Origin of the sequence: Paenibacillus tarimensis (assembly GCF_021532315.1) — a bacterium.
Lineage (GTDB): Bacteria > Bacillota > Bacilli > Paenibacillales > Paenibacillaceae > Paenibacillus_I > Paenibacillus_I tarimensis.
Map to the genome: position 1 here is coordinate 21,382 of NZ_JAKGAO010000011.1, position 12,138 is coordinate 33,519.

General features: G+C 55.0%; 10 protein-coding genes. 1 reads left to right on the top strand and 9 read right to left on the bottom strand.

The window, feature by feature from the left end; translation table 11 throughout:
• Window positions 1-22 precede the first annotated feature (22 nt).
• The 4 genes from L1N82_RS10745 to ftsE all read right to left on the bottom strand — a co-directional run bounded on the left by L1N82_RS10745 (window position 23) and on the right by ftsE (window position 4,465).
• On the bottom strand, window positions 23-1,483 hold the full coding sequence (locus L1N82_RS10745) for a S41 family peptidase (RefSeq protein WP_235287398.1): 1,461 nt from the start codon (window positions 1,481-1,483) through the stop codon (window positions 23-25).
• Between the two features lie 166 nt (window positions 1,484-1,649).
• On the bottom strand, window positions 1,650-2,858 hold the full coding sequence (locus tag L1N82_RS10750) for a murein hydrolase activator EnvC family protein (RefSeq protein WP_235287399.1): 1,209 nt from the start codon (window positions 2,856-2,858) through the stop codon (window positions 1,650-1,652).
• A gap of 13 nt (window positions 2,859-2,871) precedes the next feature.
• Window positions 2,872-3,789: a permease-like cell division protein FtsX gene (ftsX, locus tag L1N82_RS10755; RefSeq protein ID WP_235287400.1), complete on the bottom strand. Its 918-nt coding sequence runs from the start codon at window positions 3,787-3,789 to the stop codon at window positions 2,872-2,874.
• Entirely contained in the window at window positions 3,779-4,465 is a 687-nt protein-coding gene (gene ftsE, locus L1N82_RS10760) for a cell division ATP-binding protein FtsE (protein ID WP_235287401.1), read from the bottom strand. Before ftsE ends, ftsX begins: the two co-directional genes overlap by 11 nt.
• 258 nt (window positions 4,466-4,723) lie before the next feature.
• On the opposite strand from ftsE, the gene L1N82_RS10765 reads away from it, so the two are divergent.
• Complete coding sequence (locus L1N82_RS10765) at window positions 4,724-6,151, top strand: VanW family protein (RefSeq protein ID WP_235287402.1); 1,428 nt, start codon at window positions 4,724-4,726, stop codon at window positions 6,149-6,151.
• A 79-nt stretch (window positions 6,152-6,230) separates the two neighbouring features.
• Here L1N82_RS10765 and argH read toward each other — a convergent pair whose 3' ends face one another.
• The 5 genes from argH to argB all read right to left on the bottom strand — a co-directional run bounded on the left by argH (window position 6,231) and on the right by argB (window position 12,138).
• Window positions 6,231-7,646 (bottom strand): argininosuccinate lyase, encoded by a 1,416-nt coding sequence (argH, locus tag L1N82_RS10770; protein WP_235287403.1) that lies wholly within the window; start codon window positions 7,644-7,646, stop codon window positions 6,231-6,233.
• A 40-nt stretch (window positions 7,647-7,686) separates the two neighbouring features.
• A complete protein-coding gene (locus L1N82_RS10775) occupies window positions 7,687-8,925 on the bottom strand; it encodes an argininosuccinate synthase (RefSeq protein ID WP_235287404.1) in 1,239 nt (412 codons plus the stop codon).
• 63 nt (window positions 8,926-8,988) lie between these two features.
• Window positions 8,989-9,921, bottom strand: coding sequence for an ornithine carbamoyltransferase (gene argF / locus L1N82_RS10780; RefSeq protein WP_268821952.1), 933 nt, complete (start codon window positions 9,919-9,921; stop codon window positions 8,989-8,991).
• A 159-nt stretch (window positions 9,922-10,080) separates the two neighbouring features.
• Complete coding sequence (locus L1N82_RS10785) at window positions 10,081-11,310, bottom strand: acetylornithine transaminase (RefSeq protein ID WP_235287820.1); 1,230 nt, start codon at window positions 11,308-11,310, stop codon at window positions 10,081-10,083.
• A 39-nt stretch (window positions 11,311-11,349) separates the two neighbouring features.
• Window positions 11,350-12,138 (bottom strand): acetylglutamate kinase, encoded by a 789-nt coding sequence (gene argB / locus L1N82_RS10790; RefSeq protein ID WP_235287406.1) that lies wholly within the window; start codon window positions 12,136-12,138, stop codon window positions 11,350-11,352.

Sequence of the window (12,138 nt, forward strand, 5' to 3'; positions counted from 1 at the left end):
AACAACCGTTGCCCGGCGTCTATCAGCTTTTGGAAAGCTGCTCTTTGACTGTCTTTACTGCTTCCTGAAGCTGAATGTCCTCGTCGCCGCTTATGATTTTTTCCAGCAGCTTCTGCTCCAGCAGCTCAGTTGTCTTCGGATCGCTTTCACCCGTTGGCGCGAGCCCGGCATCCTGCTGGAACCGTTTCAACGCTTCTGCCGTTGACGGGCTGAAGTAGCCGTCCTTCCGGTCCGGCTCATAGCCGAGTGCTTCCAGCATCACCTGGAGACTCTTCACGAATTCCCCGTTCGATTCGGGAACCAGGGTCACATCACGCGGTATCCGGGCGACCGTATAATATTCCGGCTGAGATATAGCCTTATCGGGCTCGACACCCTTCTCATTCACCCAATTGCCATCCGGTGTCAGCCACTTCGCAATCGTCAGCTTGATGAGACTGCCATCCCCGAGGAGCTTGTCATAGCTGACCTGTACAGTTCCCTTGCCATAAGAGGTTTCCCCAACGACCACTGCACCTGCGGATTCTCTCAGCGCCCCGGCAAGAACCTCCGAGGCACTGGCACTGCCCTTATTAATCAGAACGGCGATTGGATATTCCTTCCCCCCGCCCTTAGATAAGGTCTTCTCCCGCTCACCCTCCCGGTCTTCCACCTGAACAATCGTTTTGCCTTCCTCTATAAAATGCTGCGCGATCGTGACAACGACCGGGAGAACGCCGCCCGGGTTGCTGCGAACATCGATTACTAGCCCCTTCATGCCCTGCTCTTCCAAGCTCTCCAGCTCTTCGGCAAACCGTTCCGCCGAATTGACGGAGAACTGCCGGATCTCTATATAGCCAACGCCATCCTCGAGCATCTCGGCCTGTACGGTTTCTACATCAATGTCATCGCGGGTCAGCACCAGCTCAAACGGCTGGGATACACCCTCGCGCTGAATGACCAGCTTTACCTTCGTCCCCTTGGGACCGCGGATTTTGGCAACTGCCTCGGAAAGCTCCAAGCCTGCCAGTGCTTCTCCATCAGCGGACAGGACAACGTCCTTGGCATGCAGCCCCGCTCGCTCTGCCGGTGAGCCCTTCATCGCTGACATGATAACCACCTTGCCGTCTTTTAGCGTCACTTCGGCACCGATCCCCGAGAAGCTGCCTTCTATGGATTCGGAGAAGCGGGTAGCATCCGATGCTTCCATATAGGTAGTGTACGGATCTTCAAGGGAGCCCAGCATGCCCTGAATAGCTCCGTTCACCATGTCCTCCCGCTCGACACTCGTATAGTACTTGCTTTGAACGAGCGAGAACACCTTGTTAAGCTTCTCGATTTCCTTACTGCTTAGAGTTGTTAACCCATCAAACGCTCCGGTTGCCCCCGAGAGTTTCGCTTCCTCCCGCAGCAGCCAGCGGTCTGCCACTGTCAATGTTATTAAAGCCGTTGACACCATGGCAATCAGTACATATACGACTACCGTCCGTCCACGAAAATTCATGATGACCTCCTTCAGTTTAGAGCAGTATGCCCGTACATCACTCTATGAACATTGTAGACTAATTATTTGCCGCTGTCTGCTCCAGCCGGATAGGATGAAAAACCGCCATGCCGGTCAGAGCCGGCTGGCGGTGTCATCCCGGCAGCATGCTGTGCAGCCGGCAAGTTTAGTTTTTCTTCAGATAACTGATCGGGTTAACCGGCTGTTCATTCAAGCGGACCTCAAAGTGCAGGTGAGGACCAGTGGAACGCCCTGTGCTGCCTACCTCGGCAATCTTCTGGTCGCGCTTAACGGTCTCGCCCTTACTTACAAGAAGGCCGCCGCTGCGGATGTGTCCGTACAGCGTCCACAGGCCGTTGCCATGGTCAATAATAATACAGTTGCCGTATCCGCTCCAAGACTGGGATACAATGACGGTCCCGGCTTCAGCCGCGTAGATCGCTGTCCCCTGCGGTGCGGAGAAGTCGATACCATTATGCATCTTGCCCCTCTGCCCGGTTATCGGATCAATACGGGGGCCGAAGTTGGAGCTCATCCGGTAATTATCCCGTACTGGCAGGGCAAGCTTACCTCCTGAATAATAGACCTTGTTCTTCTTCTTCTGCTGCTTCTCGATTTCGGCCTTCTCCTTCTTGGCCAGCTCAATCAGCATCGACTCCTGCTCTTCGGAGATATCCTCAAGCTCTTCGGATTTCTCTTCAAGATCCTTCAATTGGGCATTATACTGAAGAATCATTTTTTCCTTTTCTTTTTCCTTAGCAACCAGGTGGTTGTAATACTTCTCCTGCTTATCATAGAGCTTCTTGACATCCCCAAGCTTAACTTCAACTTCGCTCTTCTTGGCAAGAATCAGTTCTTTATCCCGCTTATGCTCCTCGAGAATTTCCTTGTCCTGATTAAGAATCGACTGCAGTGCGTCAAACCGGTCAAGGAAGTCCGAGAAGCTGTTCGAGCTCATCAGAACATCCAGATAGGAGACAAAACCGCTCGTATACATCAGACGGACACGGGACTGCAGCAGCTCGTCACGGGCTTCAATGCGGGCTTCAGCATCCACCAACTCCTGGCCGGCCTTAAGCAGCTCGGCTTCCGTAGCGGCGATCTGGTCCGTTACGCTCTGCATATCGGCGCTGATCTGGTCGATCTGGCTCATCACCGCATTAATCGATTCAAGCGTCTGTTCCTTCTGGACCGATACCACCTGCTTGTTTTCCTCGATCTGCTGCTTCGTATTTTCCGTCTGGTTCATTTCCTTCTTCAACCGGTCAATTTGATTACGGATCTTATCCAGCTCCGAAGCGGCTTCCCCTTCAACTGGCTGGAATACAACAGCAGCAAGTACGATAAATGCGATTAATAAAAATGCTCTCTTCACGCTTCTTTATCACCTACACTTTCAGATACTTGCGCACGGATATCGTGCTTCCCCAAATTCCGATCAACGTTCCAAGTCCCAGCAGCAGCGAGCCGACTAAGAGACCGGATTCTTCAAGTGTTACAAGTTGAATCATCATCAGGCCGAGCTCCAGCTGCGAGACCTGAACGAGCTGGCCGTAACCAAACAGCAGAATACTCACCGACACAGCTGAACCAATAATGCCAAGCAGGGCGCCTTCAATAAAAAACGGCCAGCGGATAAAGTGGTTGGTCGCACCGACCAGCTTCATAATGCTGATTTCACGCCTGCGGGCAAAAATCGTCATCTTGATTGTGTTCGAAATCAAGAACATGGCGGTTACGCCAAGCGCCAGAACGAGCACAAGCCCGATATTCCGAACAGCAGTCGTCACCTTGAACAGCGATTCGACCGTACCCTGCCCATACTTCACGCTCATAAGCGGATTAGGCGATGCGGCCTCACCGGCCGCTTTGATTTTCTTCGCTACAAAAGATATTTCCTCCGGATTGACAACCTCAACGGTAAACGAGTCCGGCAGCGGGTTATTCGTCTCGTCGAAGCCTTCCAGCAGGTCCTGGCCGTCTTCCCCCAGGTTCTCCCTCAATATCTCAAGCCCTTCCTCGCGGGAAACGAACGTTACCTGGCTGACATCCTCCATATTGCCAATTACATTGTGCATCTCATCGATCTGCTGCTGCTCGGTGTTCAGCTGCAGGAATACCCGGATCTGCACCTGGCTCTCGATCTGCTCGGTCAGCTTGTTCACGTTAAGCGCAAGCAGAAGAAAGACACCTAATATAGACAGCGATACCACGATAGAACCGATTGAAGCAAAGGACATCCAGCCGTTGCGGACAATATTAAGCGCACCTTCGCGGATGTGCCGGAGCAGTGTACTAAATTTCATACCCGTACTCCCCTCTTGCCTGGTCACGGGCGATCAGGCCATCCTCAATCGCAATAACCCGCTTGCGCATCGTGTTGACGATTTCCTTGTTGTGGGTGGCCATCACGATTGTCGTGCCGCGAAAATTAATCTCTTCCAGCAGGTTCATAATCTCCCACGAGGTTTCGGGGTCAAGGTTGCCGGTAGGCTCGTCCGCCACGATGACAGACGGATTGTTCACAATCGCACGGGCGATTGCAATGCGCTGCTGCTCGCCGCCGGACAGCTGAGCCGGCAGGCTTGCATGCTTATGCTTCAGCCCGACAAGGTCCAGCACCTCCATGGTCCGCTTCTTGATCAGCCGTTTGGGAGCCTCAATGACTTCCATGGCAAAGGCTATGTTCTCATAAGCGCTGAGCTTCGGCAGCAGACGGTAATCCTGGAAAATAACGCCGATATTACGGCGCACATACGGTATTTTGCGCTGCTTCAGCTTGCCTATATTGAACCCGTTAACGGAAAGCTGACCCTTGGTCGGCACTTCCTCACGGTATATCAGCTTCATGAAGGTAGACTTGCCGGCACCCGACGGACCGACCAGATAAACAAATTCATTACGGTCGATCAGCACCGACACCCCACGCAGGGCATGCGTGCCATCGGCATAGGTCTTCCATATATCTTGCATTTCAATCACGGTATCACATCCTGTAGATAGTCAACTCTTAGTGTTTCGACATAAAGAGCGCATTTCCTTTTAAAAACTATTAAAACTTCATTTTTCACAATTCTCATTTTTGAAAAACCCGCTAGAATACTGAGTTTTTTCGCAATATAAAAATGTAGAACTATGTCGAATTTATTCGGCAGGCAACTCACTCGGCATTGTTTGTGGTTGAAAAACATATGTATACAGAATGAACACTGCATATCCGGAGGTTTGGAGGTCCTTATCATGATTCGCTATAAGAAGCTTGTTCTCATTGGCATAACGCTACTTCTGCTGGCAGCTGCGGCTTGGGGAGCGCTCTGGTTCTATGCCACACGCAGCCATATACCGGACGGTGTACGCGCCGGCGGAGCGGATATCGGCGGATTGCCCGCTGACGAGGCCATTACCCTGCTGTCGGAGAATTGGAATCAAGCCGAACAGCGCAAGGTTATCATTGAAGGAATCAACGGCAAACAGCAGACCTGGGCGCTGAAGGAGCTAGGCTATCAGATTAAACGCGAGCAAGCGCTGGCGGCCATCCGGAAGCTCGAGGAAGGCTCGCTCTGGGAGCGCGCTAGGTACCGCTATCATTTTCCCAAGGAGCTCGTTATAGAGGAACAGTGGCGGCAGGACATCTTCACGAAGATGGTAAAGAAGGAGTGGGCATGGATGGAAGCCATGAAGCCTGCGGATGCGGTGCGCAAGATTACGCCGGATGACCGGGTTCTATACCAGCCCCATAATGTCGGCTATAAGGTGGATGAGAAGAAGCTCCTGGAGCAGGTGAAGCAGGCAGTAAAGGCGGGCAGCGCACCTTCATCTGCTGAAGAGGCCGCTCCAATCAGGCTGCCGCTGCCCTTCACCAAGGTTATGCCCGCTGTCACCTTGGAACAGCTGAAGGCTCAGGGGGTAGACCGGATGATCGTCTCCTTCTCGACTTCGCTTGGCAGCAGCTCAGCGGGCAGAGTTCACAATGTATCGGTAACCGCACGGGTGCTAAGCGATCTGGAGCTGAAGCCTGGTGAAGTTTTCGATTACGGCAAGATCGTCCAGGCAGCCGAGCAGGAATACGGCTACCGTGAGGCGCCAGTCATTCTGAACGGGAAGCTCGCTCCTGGTATAGGCGGGGGGATCTGCCAGGTCTCCAGCACGCTCTACCACGCAGCGCTGCAAGCAGGGCTTGAAATTGTGGAACGGCGAAACCACTCCCTGCCCGTATCCTATATCCCGAGAGGACAGGACGCCACATTCGCGCAGGGCGCCATTAACTTCCGTTTCAAAAACACAACCGGCAAGCATCTCGTTATCAAAAGCCGGGTAGAAAACGGAACGCTTACCGTGAAGCTGTTCGGGACCATGCCGGAGAATGAGCGTTACGAGATTGAGTCGGAGACGGTCGAGCTGATCGATCCGCCTGTCAAGGAAATTACCGACCCAGGCGCTCCGCTTGGCAGCCGCAGGGTCATTGAACAAGGCAAGGCCGGGTATAAAGTGGAAACCTACCGGATCCATTACCGGGACGGCAAAGCAGTTAAGAGGGAACTCATATCCCGCGATACGTATAAAGGCCAGCCCACTGTCGTTCAGATAGGCGGCAGCAAGCCAAATAAGAGCAGCAGCTCGAAGAACAGCGAGCCTCTGCTTGAGGATGGTATCACAGCAGCAGAATGAAACAGCAAAGACCGCCGGGGCTGCAGAAGTCCCGGCGGTTTTCAAGATGATATAATCTTAACCTAGTGTGTGTAATGCTTTATTTGCTGCGCTCTGCATATTCTGCGACCCAGGCAGCTGTCTGCTCGAGCCCCATTTCAGCACGGGTAATCGCTTCGCTGACCTGTGCTGTAGCCGTGCCGCCGTATACGTTACGGGCGTTCACGACATTTTCCGGCTGCAGCACGTCATAGATCCGCTCGTCGAACAGCTTGGAGAACTGCTTGAATTCCTCCAGCGTGAGGTCCAACAGGAACTTGTTCTGCTCGATGCAATACAGCACCGTCTTGCCGATCACCTCATGCGCCTGGCGGAACGGCAGGCCCTTGCCGACGAGGAAATCCGCAATGTCCGTCGCATTCGAGAAGTCCATATTAACCGCCTCACGCATCCGGCTCTTGTTGACCTTCATCGTGGCAATCATCGGGGCGAAGAGCTGAAGGGCGCCCTGCATCGTCTTCACCGTGTCGAACATGCCCTCCTTGTCCTCCTGCATATCCTTGTTATAAGCCAGCGGGAGCGACTTAAGCACAGTCAGAAGGCCCATCAGATTGCCATAGACCCGTCCTGTCTTGCCGCGGACAAGCTCCGGAACATCCGGATTCTTCTTCTGGGGCATAATGCTGCTGCCTGTGCAGAAGGCATCGTCCAGCTCGACGAAGCGGAATTCGCTGCTCGACCAGAGGATCAGCTCCTCACTAAGGCGCGACAGATGCATCATGATGATCGAGGCGTGAGACAGGAATTCAAGAATAAAGTCCCGGTCGCTGACCGCATCCAGGCTGTTCTCGTAGATTCGGTCAAAGCCAAGCTGCGAGGCGACAAAATGCCGGTCGATCGGGAACGTTGTGCCTGCCAGCGCTCCTGCTCCGAGGGGCAGGGTATTGATCCGCTTATAGCTGTCCTGCAGCCGCTCCGCATCCCGTCCGAACATCGCCACGTATGCCATCAGATGATGGGCAAAAAGAATCGGCTGTGCCCGCTGCAAATGCGTATAGCCCGGTACGATGGTATCCAGGTTGGCCTTCGCCTGCTCCAGCAGCGCCGCCTGAAGCTTATGCAGCAGGTCTACAAACTCTACGACACGCTTGCGCAGGTACAGGTGCATGTCGGTTGCCACCTGATCGTTGCGGCTGCGCCCGGTATGCAGCTTGCCGCCTACGGCGCCGATGTCATCGATCAGCGTTTTCTCAATATTCATATGAATATCTTCATCCGCAACCGCAAACTCGATCTCGCCCCGCTTGATCTTCTGCATCACCCGGTGCAGTCCTTCCTTGATCGTATCCACGTCATCCAGCGGGATAATTCCCTGCTTGCCGAGCATGGTCACATGCGCCAGACTGCCCTGGATATCCTCCTCCGCCAGCTCTTTATCAAAGGTAATCGAAGCTGTATATTCTTCCACCAGCTGGTCGGTCTTCTTCGTAAATCGTCCGCCCCATAATTTACTCACGTATCCGAACACTCCTTTTGGGAGATCTGCTTGATAAGATCTATTGTTTTTTCGACTGCTCCACGCCAGAGGACACCTTCAGACGAAGGGCATTCAGACGGATAAAGCCTGTTGCATCGCCTTGGTCGTAGGCCTGTGTCGGATCGGCTTCCATTGTCGCAATATCAGGGTTGTACAAGCTGACCGGGCTCTTCACGCCGGCACCGATCACATTGCCCTTGTACAGCTTCAGGCGGACAACACCAGTAACGTTCTTCTGGCTCTCCTCAACAAGCGCCTGCAGTGCAAGCCGCTCCGGTGCAAACCAGAAGCCGTTATACACGAGCGTGCTGTACTTGGAAATCAGCGAGTCCCGCAGATGCATTACGTCACGGTCCATTGTCAGGGATTCCATCTTGCGGTGCGCCGTGAACAAAATAGTGCCGCCCGGCGTCTCATATACGCCCCGGCTCTTCATGCCGACGAAGCGGTTCTCCACCATATCGACGCGGCCGATGCCGTGCTTGCCGCCCAACTCATTCAGCTTCTCCATGACAGCCAGCGGGCTCATGCTCTCGCCGTTAACCGCTACGCAGTTACCTGCCTCAAACGTCAGCTCGATATATTCCGGCTGGTCAGGCGCTTTTTCCGGAGAAACGCTCAGCACATACATGCCCTCGTTCTCCTCCGCGCTTGCATCAAACCAAGGGTCCTCCAGCATGCCGCTCTCAAAGCTGATATGCAGCAGGTTGCGGTCCATCGAATACGGCTTGGCCGCGGAAGCCTGCACCGGAATGTTATGCTTCTCCGCATAGGCGATCATCTCCGCACGTCCCGGGAACTGCTCGCGGAACGCCTCAATGCGCCAAGGTGCAATCACCGCGATATCCGGTGCCAGGGCAGCGGCCGCAAGCTCAAAGCGTACCTGGTCGTTGCCTTTGCCGGTCGCCCCATGCGCAATAGCCGTCGCGCCTTCTGCGCGTGCAATGTCGACCATCCGCTTGGCGATCAGCGGTCTTGCAATGGAGGTGCCCAGCAGATACTGTCCCTCATACAGCGCTCCCGACTGAAACATCGGGTAGATAAAGTCCGCCGCGAACTCCTCGCGCAGGTCATCAATGTAGACCTTCGATGCACCGGTAGCCAGTGCCTTCTCCTCCAGGCCGTCCAGCTCATCCTTCTGTCCGATATCCGCCGTGAAGGCGATGATTTCAGCGTCGTAGGTTTCCTTCAGCCATTTGAGGATGACAGAGGTGTCAAGCCCCCCTGAATAAGCTAATACAATCTTTTCTTTTGCCATATCGGTCCAATCGCTCCTTATCCGTTGATCTCCCGTCCGTCGTGCCGCCGTGCAAGTATATCCTTACATTGTAGCTGCCATAATGGCCTTCTGAGCGTGCAGCCGGTTCTCAGCCTCGTCGAAAATGATAGAATGCTTGCCGTCGATGATACCCTCGCTTACTTCTTCGCCGCGGTGGGCCGGCAGGCAGTGCATGAATACGTAATCGTTCTTCGCATAGCGGACCAGCTCCTCGTTGACCTGGTAGTTCGCAAACGCAATTTCCCGTTCCTTCTGCTCGTCTTCCTGGCCCATGCTGGCCCATACATCCGTATACAGGACATCCGCCTGAGATGCCGCTTCCTGCGGATCACGAAACACTTCGATCACCGATCCCGTCTGGCTGCCAATCTCCTTCGCCTGCTTAACCAGCGCTTCGTCCGGCTCGTAGCCCTCCGGAGAAGCGACAGACATATGCATGCCAAGCTTGGCTGCGCCGATGAGCAGGGAGTGAACCATATTGTTGCCGTCACCGATATAGGCGATCTTCAGCCCTTCAAGGCGTCCCTTATGCTCAAGCACCGTCTGGTAGTCGGCCAGTACCTGACAGGGATGCGCATAATCGGTCAGCCCGTTGATTACCGGCACCGTCGCACCGCGTGCCAGCTCGATAACAGTGCGGTGCGCATAGGTGCGGATCATAATGCCGTCCAGGTAGCGGGACATCGTCTGGGCTGTATCCCATACGGTTTCGCCGCGGCCGAGCTGCAAATCGTTCTTGCTGAGAAACAGCGCGTGGCCGCCTAGCTGGTACATCCCTACCTCGAAGGAAACGCGGGTACGCGTGGAGGACTTCTCGAAAATCATGCCAAGGGTCTTGCCCTTCAGCGGCTGATATACTTCGCCTGCCTTCTGCTTGCGCTTCAATTCAATCGCAAGATCGATCAGATAGCGGATTTCCTCCGGTTTATAATCAGCCAGCGCCAAAAAATCGCGCCCCTTAAGTTTAGCGGCCATTTCTTCCTTCACGGTGTTCTGCACATGGATCACTCCTTTATCGTAAGCCGTGCCGCTCATGCAGCACCAGCATCAATCTGTTCATATGTTCCGTCCGTCACCCAGGATGAAGCCTGTGCTCAGACAGCCTTCTTGGCTTTTACGTTGTACGTTAACTTCCTAGACATGGGAAGCAGCATCCTCTTTTGACAGCAGGCTGACCAGAACGCCAACCGCCTGATCAATTTCCTCCTGCGTGACCAGCAGGTTCGGCAGCAGCCGAATGACATTGGGCCCCGCTGTTACGACAAGCAGCCCCTGCTCCCGCGCTTCCGTTACGAGCTCTGAGACCGCCGCTTTGCACTCAATTCCCAGGATCAGTCCCCTGCCGCGGATCTCCTTCACGAACGAGCTGCCTGACAGCTGATCCTCAAGCTTCTGACGCAGGTATTCCCCCATCTCCGCTGCACGCTCAGGCAGTCTGGCGTCCACAATTGCTTTCACTGTCGCCTTGACGGCTGCGCATGCCAGCGGTGTACCGCCAAAGGTGGAGCCGTGGCTGCCCGGCCCAAATGCCGGGGCAAGCTTGCCCTTGGCGAGCATCGCGCCCACCGGGAAGCCGCTGCCCAGCCCCTTGGCGAGCGTGAAGATGTCCGGCTCTATGCCATAGTGCTCGAACGCGAACAGCTTGCCTGTGCGGCCCATGCCGGTCTGAATCTCATCTAGGATCAGCAGCAGTCCATGCTCTTCACACAGCGCCGCCACTTCCTTCAGAAATGCAGGATCAACGAGGTTTACCCCGCCCTCCGCCTGGATCATCTCCAGCATGACCGCTGCTGTCTGGCTGCTTATTGCTCCTCTGAGCGCTTCCAGATCATGCAGCGGCACGTGCTTGAAGCCGTCCGGCAGCGGCTGGAACCCTTCCTTCACCTTATCCTGCCCGGTAGCGGTCAACGTGGCCAATGTACGGCCATGGAAGGACTGCTGGAACGTGATGATCTCATATCTGCCACTCCCCAGCACCTGCTGCTGATACCGGCGGGCCAGCTTGATCGCCGCTTCATTGGCCTCGGCTCCCGAGTTGCAAAAGAAGACAGCGTCTGCATGACTGTTCGCAGTCAGCAGCGCAGCGGCCTCTTCCTGTCCCGGAATCCGGAACAGGTTGGACACATGCCACAGCTCATCAAGCTGCTGCACAAGCGCTTCCTTGATTTCCTGGGGCGCGTGCCCAAGGTTGGTGACTGCCAGCCCGCTCATGAAGTCCAAATATTTATTTCCTTCCTCATCCCACAGCCAGCTGCCCTGACCCTTAACGAGCGCAACCGGGTTGCGCGCGTAGGTCGGGAACAGCGAGCTTCCAGCCGGGCTGCCCGGGGCCTGCTGACTTCCTGCTCCTGCTGCTTGCTGCATTCCTTTAACTTCGCTCATCACGTTCCACCTCCGCTTGTTTCAGCCCTGCACGATCCGCGTGCCGACTCCGCCCTCTCGTACCGCCTTTGTGAGTACGCCCGGCTCACTGCCGCTGACAATGACAACCTCGCGCACCCTGCCTGTAATACACTGAACAGCCGCCCGCACCTTCGGAATCATGCCGCCGTAAATATCGCCGCTCTCAATCATGGCCTCAATTTCTTCCACCGTTACTACCGGCAGCACCTGCAGCTCACCGTCAATCCTGCGCATGATGCCGGGAACATCGGTCACAACAATCATCCGCTCAACCCCAAGGTGAGAAGCCACCGCTCCTGCCGCTGTATCCGCGTTAATGTTATACCGCTGTCCAGCATCGTCGATTCCGACCGGCGCAAGCACCGGTATGTAATCCATCGCCATGATGCCTTCGATGACTTCAGCATTCACACCAGTCACTTCACCAACGAAGCCGATCTCACTGCTGTTCGGCACAGGGCGGGCCTCAATCAGCTTGCCGTCAATTCCCGATAAGCCGAGCGCTCTTGCGCCGCTGCCCTGGATTTTGCGGACAATCTCCTTATTAATCGTACCGGCGAGCACCATCTCAACGACATCAAGCACTGCCTCCGTCGTGACGCGCAGCCCGTTTACGAACCCTGTCTCAATCCCCAGCTTTCCCAGGGTATCGGAGATCGCCGGACCCCCGCCATGCACGATGACCGGCCGGACCCCGCTTTCCTGCAAGGATTTCAGTTCTTCAAAAAAGCTTGCCGGCAGGGCCGCCAATGTGCTCCCGCCGCATTTCATGACAAACCGTTCCTTCAT